Source organism: Sphingomonas sp. PAMC 26617, from assembly GCF_000242835.1.
Lineage (GTDB): Bacteria > Pseudomonadota > Alphaproteobacteria > Sphingomonadales > Sphingomonadaceae > Sphingomonas.
Genome location: NZ_JH594425.1, coordinates 3,869,880 through 3,887,090, shown reverse-complemented (window position 1 = coordinate 3,887,090; position 17,211 = coordinate 3,869,880). Strand labels below are relative to the sequence as shown.

At 67.1% G+C, this 17,211-nt stretch carries 21 protein-coding genes and 1 tRNA gene; 14 read left to right on the top strand and 8 right to left on the bottom strand.

Annotated features, from left to right (window positions below; genetic code table 11):
* Positions 1-72: 72 nt before the first annotated feature.
* The 12 genes from RH91_RS17195 (at position 73) to RH91_RS17140 (ending at position 9,513) form a co-directional block, all read left to right on the top strand.
* Complete coding sequence (locus tag RH91_RS17195; RefSeq protein WP_010164283.1) at positions 73-1,602, top strand: GspE/PulE family protein; 1,530 nt, start codon at positions 73-75, stop codon at positions 1,600-1,602.
* Between the two features lie 116 nt (positions 1,603-1,718).
* Positions 1,719-2,954 (top strand): type II secretion system inner membrane protein GspF, encoded by a 1,236-nt coding sequence (gene gspF / locus RH91_RS17190; protein WP_010164281.1) that lies wholly within the window; start codon positions 1,719-1,721, stop codon positions 2,952-2,954.
* 8 nt (positions 2,955-2,962) lie between these two features.
* Positions 2,963-3,421 carry a type II secretion system major pseudopilin GspG gene (gene gspG, locus RH91_RS17185; RefSeq protein WP_081469561.1) on the top strand — a complete coding sequence of 153 codons (459 nt, stop codon included), beginning with the start codon at positions 2,963-2,965 and terminating at the stop codon, positions 3,419-3,421.
* A complete protein-coding gene (locus tag RH91_RS17180) occupies positions 3,396-3,869 on the top strand; it encodes a GspH/FimT family pseudopilin (RefSeq protein ID WP_029624033.1) in 474 nt (157 codons plus the stop codon). Before gspG ends, RH91_RS17180 begins: the two co-directional genes overlap by 26 nt.
* A gap of 4 nt (positions 3,870-3,873) precedes the next feature.
* Complete coding sequence (gene gspI / locus RH91_RS17175; RefSeq protein WP_010164278.1) at positions 3,874-4,245, top strand: type II secretion system minor pseudopilin GspI; 372 nt, start codon at positions 3,874-3,876, stop codon at positions 4,243-4,245.
* 26 nt (positions 4,246-4,271) lie between these two features.
* Positions 4,272-5,027, top strand: coding sequence for a type II secretion system minor pseudopilin GspJ (gene gspJ / locus RH91_RS17170; protein WP_332306622.1), 756 nt, complete (start codon positions 4,272-4,274; stop codon positions 5,025-5,027).
* On the top strand, positions 5,011-6,003 hold the full coding sequence (gene gspK, locus RH91_RS17165) for a type II secretion system minor pseudopilin GspK (protein ID WP_029624030.1): 993 nt from the start codon (positions 5,011-5,013) through the stop codon (positions 6,001-6,003). The genes gspJ and gspK overlap by 17 nt, the downstream gene beginning before the upstream one ends.
* Entirely contained in the window at positions 6,000-7,097 is a 1,098-nt protein-coding gene (gspL, locus tag RH91_RS17160; RefSeq protein WP_010164275.1) for a type II secretion system protein GspL, read from the top strand. Before gspK ends, gspL begins: the two co-directional genes overlap by 4 nt.
* Positions 7,094-7,570: a type II secretion system protein GspM gene (gspM, locus tag RH91_RS17155; protein ID WP_010164273.1), complete on the top strand. Its 477-nt coding sequence runs from the start codon at positions 7,094-7,096 to the stop codon at positions 7,568-7,570. The genes gspL and gspM overlap by 4 nt, the downstream gene beginning before the upstream one ends.
* Positions 7,567-8,304, top strand: coding sequence for a type II secretion system protein N (locus RH91_RS17150; protein WP_010164272.1), 738 nt, complete (start codon positions 7,567-7,569; stop codon positions 8,302-8,304). Before gspM ends, RH91_RS17150 begins: the two co-directional genes overlap by 4 nt.
* A gap of 53 nt (positions 8,305-8,357) precedes the next feature.
* A tRNA-His gene (locus tag RH91_RS17145) sits at positions 8,358-8,434 on the top strand.
* 26 nt (positions 8,435-8,460) lie between these two features.
* Positions 8,461-9,513 carry a Leu/Phe/Val dehydrogenase gene (locus tag RH91_RS17140; RefSeq protein WP_010164271.1) on the top strand — a complete coding sequence of 351 codons (1,053 nt, stop codon included), beginning with the start codon at positions 8,461-8,463 and terminating at the stop codon, positions 9,511-9,513.
* A 141-nt stretch (positions 9,514-9,654) separates the two neighbouring features.
* Here the strand turns inward: RH91_RS17140 and RH91_RS17135 are convergent, their stop codons facing one another.
* The gene (locus RH91_RS17135; RefSeq protein WP_010164270.1) at positions 9,655-10,401 is read right to left on the bottom strand and encodes an HAD-IIB family hydrolase; all 747 of its coding nucleotides are present in this window, start codon (positions 10,399-10,401) and stop codon (positions 9,655-9,657) included.
* Positions 10,402-10,515: 114 nt separating this feature from the next.
* Here RH91_RS17135 and RH91_RS17130 point away from each other — a divergent pair, with 114 nt between their 5' ends.
* The gene (locus tag RH91_RS17130; protein WP_029624029.1) at positions 10,516-11,148 is read left to right on the top strand and encodes a tetratricopeptide repeat protein; all 633 of its coding nucleotides are present in this window, start codon (positions 10,516-10,518) and stop codon (positions 11,146-11,148) included.
* Positions 11,149-11,345: 197 nt separating this feature from the next.
* Here RH91_RS17130 and RH91_RS17125 read toward each other — a convergent pair whose 3' ends face one another.
* Both RH91_RS17125 and RH91_RS17120 read right to left on the bottom strand, forming a co-directional pair.
* Entirely contained in the window at positions 11,346-11,612 is a 267-nt protein-coding gene (locus tag RH91_RS17125) for a hypothetical protein (RefSeq protein ID WP_010164268.1), read from the bottom strand.
* Positions 11,613-11,763: 151 nt separating this feature from the next.
* Positions 11,764-13,170 (bottom strand): M20/M25/M40 family metallo-hydrolase, encoded by a 1,407-nt coding sequence (locus tag RH91_RS17120; RefSeq protein ID WP_010164267.1) that lies wholly within the window; start codon positions 13,168-13,170, stop codon positions 11,764-11,766.
* A gap of 248 nt (positions 13,171-13,418) precedes the next feature.
* Here RH91_RS17120 and ettA point away from each other — a divergent pair, with 248 nt between their 5' ends.
* Positions 13,419-15,098: an energy-dependent translational throttle protein EttA gene (gene ettA / locus RH91_RS17115; protein WP_010164266.1), complete on the top strand. Its 1,680-nt coding sequence runs from the start codon at positions 13,419-13,421 to the stop codon at positions 15,096-15,098.
* Positions 15,099-15,270: 172 nt separating this feature from the next.
* Here the strand turns inward: ettA and RH91_RS22575 are convergent, their stop codons facing one another.
* The 5 genes from RH91_RS22575 to greB all read right to left on the bottom strand — a co-directional run bounded on the left by RH91_RS22575 (position 15,271) and on the right by greB (position 17,210).
* A complete protein-coding gene (locus tag RH91_RS22575) occupies positions 15,271-15,414 on the bottom strand; it encodes a hypothetical protein (RefSeq protein ID WP_157136962.1) in 144 nt (47 codons plus the stop codon).
* Complete coding sequence (locus RH91_RS21275) at positions 15,415-15,840, bottom strand: Uma2 family endonuclease (RefSeq protein ID WP_010164264.1); 426 nt, start codon at positions 15,838-15,840, stop codon at positions 15,415-15,417.
* A 34-nt stretch (positions 15,841-15,874) separates the two neighbouring features.
* Positions 15,875-16,150, bottom strand: coding sequence for an acylphosphatase (locus RH91_RS17105; protein WP_029624028.1), 276 nt, complete (start codon positions 16,148-16,150; stop codon positions 15,875-15,877).
* A gap of 124 nt (positions 16,151-16,274) precedes the next feature.
* A complete protein-coding gene (locus tag RH91_RS17100) occupies positions 16,275-16,610 on the bottom strand; it encodes a DoxX family protein (protein WP_442852548.1) in 336 nt (111 codons plus the stop codon).
* A gap of 96 nt (positions 16,611-16,706) precedes the next feature.
* Positions 16,707-17,210 carry a transcription elongation factor GreB gene (gene greB / locus RH91_RS17095; protein WP_010164259.1) on the bottom strand — a complete coding sequence of 168 codons (504 nt, stop codon included), beginning with the start codon at positions 17,208-17,210 and terminating at the stop codon, positions 16,707-16,709.
* Position 17,211 lies beyond the last annotated feature (1 nt).

The following is a 17,211-nucleotide window of genomic DNA, read 5'->3' as shown; positions in this document are numbered from 1 at the left end:
GGCAGTCCAGCAGAGCTCGCTCTCGGTGAGACACCCCCCACCCCCAACCCCTCCCCTGAAGGGGAGGGGCTTTTGACTGCCGAAATCGCTCTTCCCGTCACCATTCCCTACGCCTTCGCGCGCCGGTTCGGCGTCGTGCTCGCCCCCGGCACCGACAGCCATTTCGCGATCGCGATGCGCGAGGGCTCCGACCCCAAGGTGCTGCTCGAACTGCGCCGTCACCTCGCGCGTCCGTTCGACGTCGGCTTCGTCACCCCGACCGAATTCGACCGCCTGCTGTCCGAAGCCTATGCGATGGACGGGCAGGCGGCGGCGATGGCGGCGGGAACGCTCGGCCTTGGCGATGAGCTCGATGTGCTCGCAAGCGACCTGCCGACCGCGGACGACCTGCTCGACACCGCGGACGATGCGCCCGCGATCCGGCTGATCAACGGCATCATCGCGGACGCCGCGCGCAACGGCGTCTCGGACATCCACGTCGAACCCTATGAGACCGGCCTCGTCGTCCGCATGCGGATCGACGGCGTGCTGCGCGAGACCCTCAGGATGCCGCCGCATGTCGCCCCCGTCATCGTCAGCCGGATCAAGGTGATGGCGCGGCTCGACATCGCCGAGCGGCGCGTGCCGCAGGATGGCCGGATCGGGCTGACGCTGGGGGGCAAGCTGCTTGACGTCCGCGTGTCCACGCTGCCGAGCCGTGCGGGCGAGCGCGTGGTGCTGCGTATCCTCGACAAGGAGAATGCCGGGATCACGCTCGACGTGCTCGGGATGACGCCTGCGATCAACCTGTTGCTTAAGGAAGCGATTACCGAGCCGAACGGGATCATCCTCGTCACCGGACCGACCGGCTCGGGCAAGACGACGACGCTCTATGCGTCGATGCGGCTGCTCAACGACGGCAGCCGCAATATCCTGACGGTCGAGGATCCGGTCGAGTACGCGATGGAGGGTGTCGGGCAGACGCAAGTCAACGCCAAGGTCGGGCTGACCTTCGCGGCGGGGCTGCGCGCGATCCTGCGGCAGGATCCCGATGTCGTGATGGTCGGCGAAATCCGCGACCGCGAGACCGCCGAGATCGCGGTGCAGGCCTCGCTGACCGGGCATCTCGTGCTGTCGACGGTCCACACCAACGACGCGGTCGGCGCGATCACGAGAATGCGCGACATGAAGGTCGAGCCGTTCCTGCTTGCGTCCACGCTCCGCGCCGTGATCGCGCAGCGGCTGGTGCGGCGGTTGTGCGAACATTGCCGGCGGCCGGTGCAAGCGACGGGGTCGGTCTCGGCGCTGCTCGGGTTCGATTCGGGCGCGATCGTCTATGAGGCGGTCGGGTGCGAGAATTGCCAGGGGACTGGGTTCAAGGGCCGGATCGGCGTGTATGAGGCGATCCGAATCGACGATACCGTGCGGCGGCTGATCAACGACGGTGGGGATGAATCGATCATCGCGCGGCACGCCTTCCTGCACTCGCCCAATCTCGGGAGTGCGGCCCGCGCGCTGGTCCGCGACGGCAAGACGACGCCTGAGGAAGCAGTGCGCATCTCGCGGCGCGACATGGCGGATGCGGAAGCGCCGATGCCGTTGCCGGAGGTGGCTGGTGAGTGAGGGGCATCCCTCCCACCGTTCGTTTCGAGCGACGTCGAGAAACCCGGCACCAGCGCAGGTTTCTCGACTTCGCTCGAAACGAACGGATGTGAGGGCGATCCGTCTCGGGTGTCCAAATGCCTGACTTCGATTATCTTGCGATCGATACGAAGGGCCGCGAGGCGCGCGGGCAGGTTGCCGCGCCGTCGATCGAGGAGGCGCGTGTGCTGCTCGACCGGCGCAAGCTCTATGTCGTCAAGGTCGAGCCGGGCTCGGGCCGTCCGTCCGCCACGACGCGCGGCAAGCCGTTGTTTTCCGATTTCCGGCTCGGCAGCTCCAAGATGAGCACCAAACAGCTGACGCTGTTCACGCGCCAACTCGCGACGCTCAACCGGGTGTCGCCGCTCGAACAGTCGCTCCGCACGATCTCGCGCCAGACCGAGCAGGAGCATGTCCGCGCGATCGTCGATTCGGTCCATGCGGGGGTGGTCGAGGGACGCCGGCTCCACGAGGCGATGGCGCGTGAGGCGAAAAGCTTCCCCGCGCTGTACCGCGCGATGGTGTCGGCGGGCGAGACCTCGGGGTCGTTGCCCGTTATCCTAGAACGGCTCTCGGTGCTGCTGGAACGCCAGGCCGAAATCAACGGGCAGATCATCACCACGCTGGCGTATCCCTCGGTGCTCGCGGTCGTCGCGATGGCGGTCGTCACCGCGCTGATGGTGTTCGTCGTGCCGCAGGTGGTCGAGCAATTCGATACGGTCGGCCAGCAATTGCCGCTGCTGACGCGGATCGTGATGGGCATCTCTAACTTCATGGTCAGCTACTGGTGGGCGTTGCTGCTCGCGATCGTGCTCGGCGGGATCGGCTTCTGGCGCGCACTCAAGAACCCCGCGGTCAAGCTGCGCTTCGATACGTGGATCCTGCGGGTCCCGCTGATCGGGCGGCTGTTCCGCGATCTCCACGCCGCGCGGATGGCGCGGACGCTCGCGACCATGGTGGCGAGCCGCCTGCCGCTGCTCGAGGGCCTGGCGCTCACCGGCGGCACGATCCGCAACCTGCGGCTCAAGGCGGCCTCGGACGAGATCGTCGAGGCGATCCGTGGCGGCGGCAGCCTGTCGGCGGCGATGCGGCGGACGGGCGTGTTCCCGCCGCTGCTGACCTATCTCGCGGCATCCGGCGAAACCGCGGGCCAGCTCGACGACATGCTCGAGCGCGCAGCGGACTATCTCGAGCGCGAATTCGACCGGTTCACGACGACCGCTTTGTCGTTGCTCGAACCGATCATCATCGTCCTGATGGGGGGCGTGGTCGCGACGATCGTGCTATCCATCCTGTTGCCGATCCTGCAGCTCAACACGCTTGCCGGACAATGAGGTTTGTTATGACGGATATTACCCCAACCCCCGCCCTAAACCGCCGTGTTCGCTCGTCGGAACAGGGGTTTACGCTGATCGAGCTGATGGTCGTGATCGTCATCCTCGGGCTGCTCGCCGCGATCGTGACGTACAATGTCCTGCCGCTGGGCGACAAGGGCAAGATCACCAAGGCGAAGGCCGACATCGCGCAGATCGAGGGCGCGCTCGATCTCTACAAGCTCCAGAACGACGCCTATCCGTCGACCTCGGATGGGTTGCAGGCGCTGGTCAGCGCGCCCGCCGATGCGGATGCGAGCAAGTATCAGCGTGGCGGTTATATCAAGAAGCTGCCGCTCGACCCGTGGGGCAAGGCCTATCTGTATGCCGCCCCCGGCCAGCACGGTGAGGCGGACGTCTGGACGCTTGGCGCCGACAAGAAGGAAGGCGGCGAGGGCGTTAATGCCGATATCGGTAGCTGGCAGTAACCGCTTTGATGGCGCGCAGGGGTTTACCCTGATCGAGTTGATGATCGTGATTACGATCATCGGGCTGGCGAGCGCCGTGGTCGTGCTGGCGCTCCCCGATCCGCGCGGACGGCTGCGCGACGAGGGGGCGCAATTCGCGGCGCGGGCGCGGGCGGCGCATGACCTTGCGGTCGTCACAGCGCGGCCGGTGAGCGTGTGGGTGTCGGCGGGGGGCTATGGCTTCGATGCGCGGCGCGACGGCGCGTGGGTCGCGATGAGCGAGAAGCCGCTTCGTGTCACGCGCTGGAGCAAGGGGACCGAGGCGGTCCCGGCATCGGGCGGGCGCGACCGGATCCTGTTTGATTCGACCGGCAGCGCGGATCGGCCGCTGGACGTCGTGCTCCACCGGTCGACCGAAAACCTGACGGTGCGGATCGGCAATGACGGGCGGGTCAAGATCGGTGCCTGACCGGATGCGCCCGGACGAGCGCGGCTTCACGCTGATCGAGATGATGGTCGCGCTTGCGGTCTTCAGCCTCGCAGCACTCGCGCTGATCCGGCTGGAGGGCGCAACGATCCGCGGGGCGACGACGCTGGATACGACGCTGATGGCGCAGATCGTCGCGCGCAACGTCGCCTATACCGCGATGACGGATGGACGTGCGCCGACGATCGGCGCGGCGAGCGGGATCGAGCAGAATGGCGGGCGGTCGTGGGCGTGGACCCGGGTGGTCCAGCCGACCGGGGACGCACGGATCTTGCGGATCGACGTGACGGTGCTGGATCCGGGCGGGCGGCGCGCGGGGCATCTGACGGTCGTGCGTGATGGGGCGACGCGGCCGTGAATTTTGGACGTCCTCTTACCCAAGGTATGCTTCCCCGGCGAAGGCCGGGGCCCAGTAGCGGGCCGGGCATGGCGGGGGCTGCGCTACATTACCGCGACCTTTCCGACTGGGCCCCGGCCTTCGCCGGGGAAGGGAAGGGAGTAGGGGAAGTAGAAGCGCGCGCGAGAGCGGCGCAAGCCGGGTTCACCCTCATCGAAGTGATGATCTCCCTCCTCATTTTCGGGCTGCTCTCGGCCGCCGGGGTGGCGCTGCTCGCCTTCTCGGTCCGCGCACAGGGGGCGACCGCGGCCAAGCTCGACGACGTCTCGGGCATGAACCAGCTTACCTCGATCATGACCGCCGATTTCGCGCAGGCGCTCGACCGGCCGGTGCGTGACGAGAGTGGGGCGGTCACGCCGTCGTTCGTCGGCGGATCGGGGCCGACCGCGGTCCCGATGCTGCGCTTTGCGCGCGGCGGGTGGAGCGATCTCGACGGCAACCCACGCGCGGAGGTGCAGAAGGTCGAATATGCGGTGATCGACGGTGCGCTTGCGCGCGTCGCCTACCCGATGCTCGATGGCGCGCAGCCGCTCCCCCCGACCGCGCTCGTGCCCCGCGTCAGGCAGGTCCTGCTGCGCTACCGGATTCGCGGCGCGTGGAGTGACCGGTGGACGGGCAGCGTCCGGATGCCGCTCCCCGATGCGGTCGAGCTGCGCGTCCTGCGCACCAACGGGATCGAGACACGCCAGATGTTCCTGGTGGGCACCGGCTATGCGAGGCGGCCCAATGTCGGCGTCAACTGACTCCGGCTCCCCCGGCGAGCGCGGAGCTGCGCTGCTGACGGTGCTGCTGCTCGTCGCGGTGATCGCGGTGCTCGCGGGGACCGCGCTCGAGAAGCTCCGGCTCGCGACACGGCTCGGCGGCAATGCGGTCGCGCTCGACCAGGCGCGCGCCTATTCGCTCGCGGCGGAGACGCTCGCGGTCGTCAAGGTCACCGACCTGCTTCAGAAGAGCAAGGACCGTGTGACGCTTCAGGGCAATTGGAGCGACACCCCGTTCGCCTTGCCGATCCCCAACGGCAGCGCCACCGCGCGCGTGACCGACGGGGGGAATTGCTTCAACCTCAACAGCCTCGTGACCGAGACCACCCCCGGGTCGTTCGCACCCTACACCGCCAGCCGCCTGATCTTCGCGCGGCTGATCCGGCTGGTCGATCCATCCGCGCGCTCGCCCGACGCGATCGCCGCCGCTGCGTCCGACTGGATCGATACGGACAACTCGCCGCTCGACGGCGGCGCGGAGGATTCGTCCTATGGCGGCGGGCGGCAGGGCTATCGCACCGGCAACACGCTGATGAGCGACCCGAGCGAGCTTCGCGCGGTGAGCGGCGTGACTCGCGCCGATTACGAAAACCTGCGCCCGTGGATCTGCACCCTGCCCGAGGCCAAGCCGTTCAAGCTCAACGTCAATACTTTGCTCCCCGAACAGGCCCCCCTGGTGGCGATGCTGTACCCCGACACGATGTCGGTCGAGGGCGCGCGGCAGATGCTGCTGCGGCGTCCGCCGACGGGTTTTGCGAACAACACCGCATTCCTTGCGCAGGCGGCGGTGCAGGGCTCGACCGCCGATGCGGCGGACCATACCGACATCACCACCCGATGGTTCACGCTCAAGGTCGACGTGACGCTGGGCGGGACCGTTCTCGAACAATCGGGGCTGATCGATGCATCAACCCTTCCCGCGCGGCTCGTCTCGCGGCAATGGGGCGAGCGACCATGACCGACACGCTAGTCCTTTTCCTGCCGGCGCACGACCTGCCGTGGCGCTGGCTGCACATCGCCGGCAATGTCGTCGCGGCGCGGGGCGACGGGTTCCCGACGCTCGCTGTCGAGGACGGGCGGAGCCATGTCGCGGTCGTGCCGGCGGATGCGGTGACGCTGCACTGGGCGGACCTTCCCGATCGCTCGGTCGCGCAATCGGTGACTGCGGCGCGGTTGCTCGCGGCGGATGCGAGCGCGACCCCGATCAGCGCGCTACACGTGGCGGTGGGCCGCGAGGGCGGTGCGGTCGACCGGCCGATCGGCGTGGTCGCGGCGGGGCAGATGCAGGCGTGGCTCGATACGCTCGCCGCGAACGGCGTCGATCCGGACGCAGTGCTGCCGGCACCGATGCTGCTGCCGCGCCCGGAGACGGGCTATGTCCGGGCCGATCTCGGCGGCGAGGGGGTCGTGCGCGGCGCAACCAGCGGGTTTGCGGACGAGGCGCGGCTGACCGAGCTCGTCACCGGCGGGGTCGCACCCGAAGTGCTCTCGCGCGGAGAGGTCGAGGCGGCGATCGTCGCGGCGGTGGCGGCTCCGGCGCTCGATCTGCGGCAGGGCGCCTTCGCGCGGCGGCGCAAGATCGGGATCGACTGGGGGCTGATCCGGCGGCTTGCGTGGCTGAGCGCTGCGATCCTGGCGGTTACGGTGCTGATCACGGTCGTGCTGCTGATCAAATATTCGATTGCCGCCAATGAGCTTGAACGCCGCACTGATCTGCTGGCGCGGACCGGCCTCGCGCGCGGCGAGGCGGTGAGCGATGCGGACCGGCAGCTCGATGCGCGGCTCGAGCGGCTGCGCGGCGGCGGGCAGGGGTTCACCCGGACGACTGCCGCCGTCTTCGCCGCAGTGCAGGCGACGCCGGGGACCGAGCTGCGGACGCTGTCGTTCGATTCGTTGGGCGCGCTGCGCGTTACCGTCGGGCTGCAGAATGAGGGACAGATTCTCGACCTGCGTCGCCGGATCGGTGCGGCGGGGTTCGAGACGACGACTCAGGGGCAATTGGTCTCGACCGGCGGGCGCCTGTCGGGCGAGCTGGTGGTGAAGCCGCGATGACCGAACGCCTGCTCTTGTGGTACCGCGCACGGACGCAGCGCGAGCAGCGGCTCGTGCTTGCGGGCGGGGTCATCGCGATCCTCGCGATCGCCTATCTGCTGATCGTCCCGCTCAACGACGTGCTCGAATCCGAACGCGGGCGGCATGCCACCGACGTAATCGCGCTGGGCGAGACGCAGGTCCGGATCGACTCGGTCAAGGCGGCACAGGCGGAACGGATCGCGCCGCTTGCCGAGCCGCTGGAGACGCTGATCCGCACGCGCGCCAATGACGCGGGCTTCGCGCTGGCCGCCGTGACGCCGCAGGGCGGGGACCGGGTCGCGATCTCGATTCAGTCGGCGCGCCCGGGCGCGCTGACCGGGTGGATCGCGGATCTGGAGGCGTCGGGCGTGCTGGTCGAGCAACTGACCACGACCGACAATGGCGACCGTACGGTGGGGGCACAGATGACGCTTAGGGCGCGCGGACAATGACGCGGTTTCGTCTCAGGACCGGGCCGATCGCGCTGTTCGGCGCGGTCTTCGTGCTTGCGCTGATCGTCTTGCTCCCGTTGCGGCTGGTGCTCGGCTGGTTCGACCTCGAGTCGAGTCGAGTCGCGGCCCGCGAGGCAACGGGCAGCGTCTGGTTCGGCGGAGTGCGCGAAGCGCAGGTCGGGCAGATCGCGCTTGGCGATCTGGGCGCGCGCCTGTCGCCCTTCCCGCTCGCGGTTGGGCGCGCGCGAATCGACCTGACGGGGCAGGCGACGCCCGGCGCCGAATCGGGCGCGCGGACGATCAGCGGTGCGGTCAGCGTGTCGCGGCATGCGGTCGGAATCGACGACATGACCGCGCGCCTTCCGGCCGGGAACGTGTTCGCGCCGTTGCCGGTGACCGGGCTCGACCTCGACGACGTCAGCGTGCGCTACCGTGATGGTAATTGCGACAAGGCGGACGGCCGCGTGAAGGCGGTGCTGGGCGGCGATCTCGGCGGAATCGCGCTGGGGCAGGGGCTTTCGGGCAACGCCCGTTGCGATGCGGGCGCGCTGCTGCTTCCGCTCGCGAGCCAGTCGGGGAGCGAGCATGTCGACCTGCGATTGTGGCAAAACGGACGCTTCGTTGCACAGCTGACCGTCCGCGCGAGCGACCCGACGGTGGCGCAGAAACTCGAGCTCAGCGGCTTTCGGCCGACGTCGAAGGGGCATATGCTCTCGATCAATGGTAATTTCTGAACGAGCATTCTTGACGGTGGGGCCCTGCTCCCGCTAGGAGCGCCCACTCTGCGGCGATCGTAGTTCAATTGGTTAGAGCGTCGGCTTGTGATGCCGGATGTTGCGGGTTCAAGTCCCGTCGGTCGCCCCATTCTTTCTAGCAGCCAGGAATTCGCTTTGACCACCGGCTGGGGCTTCCCCGATTTCGACGACCATGAAGGCGTCCATCTCTTCACCGATCCGGCCAGCGGCCTGCGGGCAGTCATCGCGGTTCACTCGACGGCGCTCGGGCCGGCAGCGGGCGGAGTTCGCTTCTGGCATTACGCCGATCATGATCGCGCCATTACCGATGCGCTGCGTCTGTCGCGCGGGATGAGCTTCAAGAACGCGATGGCCGACCTGCCGATGGGCGGCGGCAAGGGCGTCGTCCTCGCGGCCAACCCCGGCGACACGATCAGCCAGGCACAGCTCGAGGCGTTCGGCCGTGCGGTCGAGTCGCTTGGTGGGCGGTATGTGACGGCGGAAGATGTCGGCATGTCCGAAGCGAGCATGAAGACGATCGCGACTGTCACCAAGCACGTCTCCGGGCTTCCGGTCGCGGCGGGCAGCGCGGGTGGCGATCCCGGGCCATATACCGCGATGGGCGTGTATCTCGGCGTCAAGGCAGCGGCAAAGCGCGGCCTCGGGGCGGATGACATGCGCGGCGTGCACGTCGCGATCCAGGGTGTCGGCAGTGTCGGTGGCGGGCTTGCCCGGCTGCTCGCCAAGGACGGCGCGAAGCTGACGCTCGCCGACGTCAACGCCGACCGCGCGAAGGCGCTGGCGGAGGAACTCGGCGGCGAGACGGTTTCGGCGGATGCGATCCTGTCGACCAAGGCGGACATCGTCAGCCCGAACGCGCTCGGCGCGATCCTGACGCCGCAGTCGATCGACGCGTTGCAGACCAAGATCATCGCGGGCGGCGCGAACAACCAGCTGTTGACGCAAGCCGAAGGCACGACTTTGCAGGAGCGTGGCATCCTCTACGCGCCGGATTATGTCATCAACGCGGGCGGGATCATCAACGTCGCGCTCGAATATCTCGGACGCGGCGACCAGGCCGAAGTCGAGACGCGCATTGCGCGGATCCCCGAGCGGCTCGTCGCGATCTGGGACGAGAGCGATCGTTCGGGCGCGCCGGCGTCCGACGTTGCGGATGCGATGGCGCGCAAGCTGATCGGGCGTGGGTAAGCGTATATTCTGATTTGCTTCCCCGGCGAAGGCCGGGGCCCAAGAGCGAAACGGTAGATTTTCCGGGCGTTCCGCTTCGTTGCATCGACCGTCGCTACTGGGCCCCGGCCTCCGCCGGGGAAGTAGGCTGGTGGCGAGTGGCTACTTCAGACACGCGATGATCGCGCGTATCGCGGTCATCGTGTCTTCGACGTCGCGCACCGCGACCGTGTCCATCCCCGCCGCGCGCACCGCATCGTCATTGCCGCCGGGATAGATCGCGTCGCCGAGGAACAGCATGTCCTCGGTCGCGATCCCGGACGCGTCGGTGAGCTTTCGCATTGCATACGCCTTGTCGATGTCCTTGTGCGTGACATCCAGCGAGGTCGACCCGCCGATGTTGACCGACAGATCGGGCAGCGCCTTGCGCAGGATCACCTGCATCGCCTTGCGCTTGGCGAAGTCCGGGTCCCATGCCTTTTTGGCGTCGAGCGGCGCTTCCTGTCCCAGTCCCGAGAAGGTGATCTGGCTCCCGCGATCCTCGACCCGCTCGCCCCAGATCGTCTCGTCCGCGAACCCGGCTTCCTGCGTCGCCGTGTCGAGCGCCTGCAGGATGTGATCGCGCTCGTCGGGGGCGAACACATCGGCGTAGATTTGCGTCCACGCATCCTGCTCGAACCGGTACAGCTTGGTGCCCGTGGTCGGCATGATGAACAGCTTCTCGCGCTGCGTGCCTGCGGGCAGGGCTGCGACGACCTGTGTCTCGAACTGCGGCCAGTCGCCGCCCGAGATGACTGCGACGTGCGCGACCTCGAGCAACTGCGCCAACAGCGCGGCCATCGGATCGCCGATCCGCTGCTTGCTCTCCGCCAACGTGCCATCAAGATCGAACGCAATGAGTTTCTTCATGAAAAAGTCCTGCGGGAGGGGTTTGTCGAGAAACGCGCGAGCCGTGCTTGCGGTTGCCCGGCTTCCGGTTCGCGCGCATGGTCGGGCGATGGATAGAGCCTTTGGTAGCCGCGCGTGAGCGGTTGGATGATGATGGTGTTGCTCGGCGGGGTCGCGGCGGCGAGCCTGTGGCTCGGCGGGGTCGCGCGCTCGCTGTGGACGATGGTGGGGGCCGCGTTGATGCTCGGCGCGGCGGGCTATGCGGCGCAGGAGCATGCCGGGCTTGGCGGGCATCCGGTGCGTCCGGATCGGGACCCGGTCGCGGTCTACCCACAGGTTACCGAGTTGCGCGACCAGATGCTGGGGCGGTTCAGTGGCGACGGCGCGTATCTCATCGCGTCCGACGCGCTCATGCGCAGCGGCAGTCGCGACAGCGGGACCCGTATCGTGTTGATGGGCGCGAACGCCTACCCGCGCAGCCTGACGCTGTGGACCGGGCTCGGCACCGCGCTCGCGCAGCATGACGGGGGCGTGGTGTCGCCCGCTGCCAAGCTCGCATTCGATCAAGCGACCCGGCTTGCGCCCGAACATCCCGCGCCGCCGTTCTTCGAAGGGCTGGCCTACGTACAGTCGGGAGACTTCCGCAACGGCCGGCGGTATTGGGCGCGGGCGTTGGCGCTGAGCCCGCAGAACGCACCGTATCGTGCGGGAATCGCGCTGCGGCTGGCGACGCTCGATGCGATGATGGCGCGGATGCCGGCGGGGTAGAAGGCTCGCCCCTTCTGCCCGTTCGTTTCGAGCGAAGTCGAGAAACCTGCGGTGTGCCGGGTTTCTCGACTTCGCTCGAAACGAACGGTGGGGGTGGGGCCGTCAACCTTCACTGCACCCGACCACGAAAAAGGGCGCCACCGCGATGCGGTAGCGCCCTTCTTTCAGCGTCCGAGCGATGGCCCGGCGCAACGTCCTTACTGGACGTTGTCAGCCTTGGCGTCGCCGTCGGCGCGGATGTTGTCAGCCTGGTCGTGGAGCTGGTCAGCCTTGTTGTCCAACACTGCCGAAGCCGTAGCGTTCGAGGTGTTCGACGCCATGTCGTCGATCATCGCTGCATTGTTGTCGACCGCGTCAGCGACCATGTCAGCATTGTTCTCGATCGCAGCAGCTTCTGGGTTCTTGTTGCACGCGGCGAGCGAAACCAGGCCGGCGGCGACGAGAACAAGGGCGGTCTTCTTCATGCAATTGCTCCCAAGCAAATAAGGCATTTCACGGTGACAGGTGCCGCCGCGAAGACCGGTGGCATAACGGCTCGCTGCGGTGCGTCAATCGACAATCACCGATTCGGTTACCATTTCGCCACGTTTCAGCCATATTTGCGACGAGCCGATGTCACTTTGTGGCACCGACCGGCCCGATCGTTTCGGGCGCATTGGCGACGACCGCGAGCATCGTCGCCCACGCCGCGACGTTCTGACGAAGCTGCGCCGGGTCGATCAGGTCGAGCGTATCCTCGGGCGTGTGGTGGAAATTGAAGTAGCGCAGGCCCGACTGGTTGAGGTCGATCCCGCCGCCGCCAAGCGCGAGCGTCGGCTCGACGTCGGTCCCGCCGTGCGCCTTGTCCGCACCACGCACCACGCCGATCGGCGCGAGCGCGACGGCAAGGCGGTCGACCACCGGCTTGGCGGAATCGGGGAGGTTGGCGTTGAAGCGCCAGACGCGGTCCGCGCCGAAATCGGATTCGGACGCGATCGTGTGCTGCTCGGTCGCATGCGCCTTGGCATAGGCCTCGCCACCGAAACCGCCGGTCTCCTCGTCGCCGAACCACACCACGCGGATCGTGCGGCGCGGCGTGCCTGCCGCCATGATGTGCTTGGCCGCGGCGGCGGTGATCGCGACGCCCGCGCCATCGTCGATCGCGCCGGTGCCGAGATCCCAACTGTCGAGGTGGCCGCCGATGAGCACGATGCCCGCCGACGGATCCGAGCCGGGGACTTCGGCGACGACGTTGCCCGAGGTCCGGCTGGGGACGACGGTCGGCGTTAAAGTGAGGTGGAGCGAGACCGGCTTGCCGGTCTTGAACATGCGTTCGAGGTTCTCCGCATCCGCGACCGACAGCGCGGCGGCGGGGATCGGCGTGACGCCCGGCGCGAAGTTGGTCGTCCCCGCGTGCGGCCCGCGGCCGTGATCGGTGCCGATCGAGCGGATCACGATCGCCGCGGCGCCCTTGGTCGCGGCGACGTTCGGGCCGAGGAAGCGTGCGCCGCCCTGGCTGCCGTAGCTCGACCCGTCCTGCGTCGGTTGCATGCTGTTCGAGACGAACGCGATCTTGCCCTTCAGGCTGCCCGCGGGGACAAGCAGCAGATCGTTGAAGCTCGGGAAATAGACGACCGGGAGCGTCAGCCCCTTGGCCGGGGTCGCGCCGGAATTGCCGAGCGCGGTCAGCCGCAGCGGCTGCGGGAAGGGGGCGATGACTTCGGCGGTCTCGGTGCCGCGAACCCAGACGTTCTTGAGCTCATAGCGTTCGATCCGCACGTTCTGGAAGCCGAGCCCCTTGAGCTTGATGACCGCCCACTGCCGTGCGCGTTCCTCGGCGGGGGAGCCGTCCGGGCGCGGGCCGATCTCGGTCGTCAGGCCCGAGACGATGTCATAGGCGACGTCGTCCTGCAGCGCCTTGTCGCGGATCGAAGCGACGCCTGCGTCGGGCGCGACTGCCGTGGGCATCGCACGCTGCGCCATCGCGGGGACGGAAAGGGTGGCCAGCAACGTCGACGCGAGAAACAGCGAACGGATGGTCATGCAGGGACACTCCTTGAAAGTTTGGCCTGGAAAGTCTGGCCTTGAAAGGCGGGCGTTTGCCGGGCCGACGGGGTCGGCGGCGAAGGTGCGTGCAGGGGACAGGACGCGCGCGGATCTCAGGTCCGGTTCGTGACGCCCCCCGCGTCGAGCCGTCATCGTATCCACCGGCGGCCACGTTGCCAATCCACCGCATGCTCGCTACATGAAGTCTATATTTCCAGCCTCATGTGAACGGAGCATCATCGGCTATGGCCGTGCAGTACAGCTATGTGATGAAGGGCCTGTCCAAGACCTTCCCCGGTGCGCCCAAGCCGGTGCTCAACAACATCCACCTGCAGTTCCTGCCCGACGCGAAGATCGCGATCATCGGGCCGAACGGCTCGGGCAAGTCCACGCTGATGAAGATCATGGGCGGGATCGACCCGGACTTCACCGGGGAAGCCTGGGCTGCCGACGGGATCAAGGTCGGCTATCTGCCGCAGGAGCCGCAGCTCGACCCGACCAAGACCGTGATCGAGAACGTCAAGATGGGCGCCGGGCCCGTCGCTTTGATGGTTGAACGGTTCAATGCGATCTCCGCCGAAATGGGCGATCCGCAGGACGACACCGATTTCGACGCGCTGATGGAGGAGATGGGCGATCTCCAGACCAAGATCGACGCCGCCGACGGCTGGGCGCTCGACAGCCAGCTCGAGCAGGCGATGGAAGCGCTGCGCTGCCCGCCGGGCGACAGCTCGGTCACCAACCTGTCGGGTGGCGAGAAGCGTCGCGTCGCGCTCTGCAAGCTGTTGCTCGAAAAGCCGGGTATCCTGCTGCTCGACGAGCCGACCAACCATCTCGATGCCGAAAGCGTCGCGTGGCTCGAAAATTACCTCAAGGAATATACCGGCAACGTCATCCTCGTGACGCATGACCGCTACTTCCTGGATAACGTCGTCAACTGGGTGCTCGAGCTCGATCGCGGGCGCTATTACACCTACGAATCCAACTATTCCGGCTATCTGGAAAAGAAGGTCAAGCGGCTCGAGCAAGAAGATCGCGAGGAGCAGGGCAAGGCCAAGGCGATCGCCGACGAGCTGGCGTGGATGCGGCAGACCCCGAAGGCGCGCCAGACCAAGTCCAAGGCGCGTATTCGCGCGTTCGACGAGCTGATGGAAAAGCAGGAGAATCGCTCGATCGGTAAGGCGCAGATCCTCATCCAGCTGCCCGAGCGTCTCGGCGGCAAGGTGATCGAGGCGAAGGGCCTGACCAAGTCGTACGGCGACAAGCTGCTGTTCGAGAACCTCGACTTCGTGCTGCCCCCGGGCGGGATCGTCGGCGTCATCGGGCCGAACGGCGCGGGCAAGTCGACGCTGTTCAAGCTGATCACCGGACAGGAAACCCCGGACGTCGGCTCGATCGAAGTCGGGCAGACGGTCAAGCTCGGGTACGTCGACCAGTCGCGCGACGATCTCGACCCGAACAACAACGTCTGGGAGGAAATCTCGGACAAGCTCGAGATCTTCCGTTTCGGCAAGCAGGAGCTGGGCACGCGGGCCTATGTCGGCGCGTTCAACTTCAAGGGCCAGGACCAGCAGAAGAAGGTCGGCCAGCTGTCGGGCGGTGAGCGCAACCGCGTCCATCTCGCCAAGATGCTCAAGGAGGGTGGCAACGTCCTCCTACTCGACGAGCCGACCAACGATCTCGACGTCGAGACGCTGCGTGCCCTGGAAGAGGCGCTGGAGTCGTTCGCGGGTTGCGCGGTGGTGATCAGCCATGACCGCTTCTTCCTCGATCGCCTTGCGACGCACATCCTCGCGTTCGAGGGTGACAGCCATGTCGAGTGGTTCGAGGGGAACTTCGAATCGTATGAGGAAGACAAGCGGCGTCGCCTGGGTGATGCGGCGGATCGTCCGACACGACTGGCGTACAAGAAGCTCACGCGCTGAGCTGACCGACCTGCATTCCCGGCGGAGGCCGGGGGCCAGTCGAGACGGTCAAGGCAACGAGGCGTATCCGCCCGCCTTCTACCGTCTCGCGACTGGGCCCCGGCCTTCGCCTAGGAACGAACTTCGAGGAAAGCACAGACCCGCGATGCTTGGTCGACGGTAGCTGTCGGACTTACAGCGCGGAGGTCTCTACTGCGAAACCGTCGATCGTCTGCGACTGGACTGCATCCCCGAACGCAATCGCCCGTCGCTCGGCGTAGGCCAAGCCGGTCGGTGCCCACATCTGGTGGATGACTCGGGCTTTGACGTCGGCCACCTAATATTCGGGCACCCCCGCCTGCGCATAAACCCGCAGCATGGCGCCCAGATCGTCGCTCAGCGAGGTGGTGGCAACGTCGACGATCAACGCGACCGTCTCAACGGCGACCGGCCCGCGGACCGGCTCGACCGTCGTCACGAATACGTCCGGCTCAGGGACGGAATGCGGTGGCATCGCAATCGACCCCTCGGACCATGCCTGCAACCCGGTGCCCAGCCTCTTGCACGCGTCAACGAGTTCAAGCAGCAGCTTGACCTTGACCGTGAAATGCTCGCTGAACTGCGCATTCACCGCGATCACCGCGCCATCGATCAGCTCCGTCTTTGCATAGGCATCGAACGCACCCGACCGGTCGAGCAACAGGTAATCGCCGACCGTCAGTTTCGGGGTGAAGGGGCGGGCGAGGGCATCCTGCGCGGTCATGTCGTCAACATAGCATGCGCGCGCAGCGGAGCAATCAGACGGTGAAGCGCTTGGTGAACCCCTTGGGCGCGCGCTCGCTGTCGGGCTGCGCCTCGACATGGTCGACGCGGGCTGTGTCCGGCCCCTGGCGGCACAGCTCGATCAGCCGGGCGACCGCACCCTCATCCCCCGCTGCGAGCAGTTCGACGCGACCATCGGTGCGGTTGCGGACCCAGCCGATCACGCCCAGTTCCTGCGCGCGCCGGACGACCCAATCCCGATAGCCGGTCCGCTGGACCTTTCCGCTTACGAACACGCGCTGCATCGGCATCACTCACTGGTTACGTTGGACCCGCACACAAACCGCGCAGTCCGTCGCGGTGTAGCGCGACGCCGGTTGCAGCGCATCAACATGAAAGGCCTGCGAACCTGCGTTCGTCGCAGGCCAGCGCCCATCAGGCGCTGCGGCGCGCATCCAGACTGATCGGACCCGGACCGGCGGCGGCGAGGTAAAGGAAGACGAAGCAGTAGAGCATCGCCGCTTCGCCGCCATTCGCCGCGGGGAAGAAACTCTGCGGGAAGTGGACCATGAAGTACGCGACCGCGGACATGCCCGACAGCACGAATGCGACCGGTCGCGTGAACAGGCCGAGCAGGATCAGCGCACCGCCGCCAAGCTCAAGCACGCCCGCGACCATGAACAGCGGGGTCAGCGGCATCGGGAAGGGAGGAATGCCGAAGAACTTCGAGCAGCCATGCTGGACGAACCCCAGTCCGACGATGATACGCAACAAACTCAACAGGCGCGGGGACCAGAGCGTCGGGATCGGCATCGGCAAGGTCCTGTCATGGTGGAACCCGCGAGGTGCGCCGCGCCGCGGCAACCGTCAATTGTCGGAGACGAAACGATCCGTTGCCGGGTAGGCGATCGCCATCACCTCATACTCGCGCTCCCCCGCGGGCAGGGTCACGCGGCGGACGTCGCCAACCGCCGCGCCGCGCAGCGCGCGCGCGATCGGGGCGTTCCACCCGATCTTGCCCGCGGCGGCATCGGTCTCGTCGTCACCGACCAGCGTCAGCACGCGGTGTTCGTCGTCCTCGTCGGCGATCGTCACGGTCGCGCCGAACCAGACCCGACCGTGATCCGGCTGCGCGGCGGGGTCGACCACCTTGGCGGCCTTCATCCGCCGCGCGAGGAAGCCGAGCCGCCGGTCGATCTCGCGCAGCCGCTTGCGACCGTAGATATAGTCGCCGTTTTCCGAACGATCGCCATTGCCCGCCGCCCAGGAAATGACGTCGACCAGCTTGGGGCGCTCCTCGCCAAGCAATTGCTGATATTCCGCGCTCAGGACAGCATAGCCTGCGGGCGTGATGTAGTTCGGGCGGTCCATC

Excerpts from the sequence above, each read along its gene's own strand:
- greB (WP_010164259.1), bottom strand. The coding sequence starts at position 17,210 with ATGGACCGCCCGAACTACATCACGCCCGCAGGCTATGCTGTCCTGAGC.
- gspM (WP_010164273.1), top strand. The coding sequence starts at position 7,094 with ATGACCGAACGCCTGCTCTTGTGGTACCGCGCACGGACGCAGCGCGAG.
- gspI (WP_010164278.1), top strand. The coding sequence starts at position 3,874 with ATGCGCCCGGACGAGCGCGGCTTCACGCTGATCGAGATGATGGTCGCG.
- RH91_RS17125 (WP_010164268.1), bottom strand. The coding sequence starts at position 11,612 with ATGAAGAAGACCGCCCTTGTTCTCGTCGCCGCCGGCCTGGTTTCGCTC.
- ettA (WP_010164266.1), top strand. The coding sequence starts at position 13,419 with ATGGCCGTGCAGTACAGCTATGTGATGAAGGGCCTGTCCAAGACCTTC.
- RH91_RS21275 (WP_010164264.1), bottom strand. The coding sequence starts at position 15,840 with ATGACCGCGCAGGATGCCCTCGCCCGCCCCTTCACCCCGAAACTGACG.
- gspG (WP_081469561.1), top strand. The coding sequence starts at position 2,963 with ATGACGGATATTACCCCAACCCCCGCCCTAAACCGCCGTGTTCGCTCG.
- RH91_RS17135 (WP_010164270.1), bottom strand. The coding sequence starts at position 10,401 with ATGAAGAAACTCATTGCGTTCGATCTTGATGGCACGTTGGCGGAGAGC.
- gspF (WP_010164281.1), top strand. The coding sequence starts at position 1,719 with ATGCCTGACTTCGATTATCTTGCGATCGATACGAAGGGCCGCGAGGCG.
- RH91_RS17120 (WP_010164267.1), bottom strand. The coding sequence starts at position 13,170 with ATGACCATCCGTTCGCTGTTTCTCGCGTCGACGTTGCTGGCCACCCTT.
- RH91_RS17105 (WP_029624028.1), bottom strand. The coding sequence starts at position 16,150 with ATGCCGATGCAGCGCGTGTTCGTAAGCGGAAAGGTCCAGCGGACCGGC.
- gspK (WP_029624030.1), top strand. The coding sequence starts at position 5,011 with ATGTCGGCGTCAACTGACTCCGGCTCCCCCGGCGAGCGCGGAGCTGCG.
- RH91_RS17150 (WP_010164272.1), top strand. The coding sequence starts at position 7,567 with ATGACGCGGTTTCGTCTCAGGACCGGGCCGATCGCGCTGTTCGGCGCG.
- gspJ (WP_332306622.1), top strand. The coding sequence starts at position 4,272 with ATGCTTCCCCGGCGAAGGCCGGGGCCCAGTAGCGGGCCGGGCATGGCG.
- RH91_RS17180 (WP_029624033.1), top strand. The coding sequence starts at position 3,396 with ATGCCGATATCGGTAGCTGGCAGTAACCGCTTTGATGGCGCGCAGGGG.
- gspL (WP_010164275.1), top strand. The coding sequence starts at position 6,000 with ATGACCGACACGCTAGTCCTTTTCCTGCCGGCGCACGACCTGCCGTGG.